Annotated in this window: 1 protein-coding gene; it reads right to left on the bottom strand. The window is 36.4% G+C overall.

Annotated features, from left to right (window positions below; translation table 11 throughout):
* On the bottom strand, positions 1–272 hold a 272-nt coding region (locus AOA59_RS20305; protein WP_371919078.1), incomplete at its 3' end, for a PIN domain-containing protein.
* Positions 273–283 lie beyond the last annotated feature (11 nt).

Raw genomic sequence — 283 nt, 5'->3', positions numbered from 1 at the left:
ATACAATCATCTGCTTCGAAACCAGCCAATCCAACATTAGGAATATCGAGTGACTCTACAACTTCTTTAACTAGGTCAAACTGGGGAATTAACTCTATAGGTGCCTCGCTTCTGTTACCTTTATAATCAGGATACATTTCTGTTCTAAATGTCTTACTTCCCATATCCCAACAGCATAATACATGACTTGGTTTATAAGTATTAACTGCAGTAAACAGGTGTTTTACAAATCCATGAGCAGCATTGGTTGGAATTCCTTTACTGTTTACCATAAAATATCCAC

Source organism: Pseudomonas sp. 2822-15 (genome assembly GCF_002742515.1).
In the GTDB taxonomy this organism is placed as follows: Bacteria; Pseudomonadota; Gammaproteobacteria; order Pseudomonadales; family Pseudomonadaceae; genus Aquipseudomonas; species Aquipseudomonas salomonii.
This window is presented reverse-complemented; position numbering and strand designations above follow the sequence as displayed.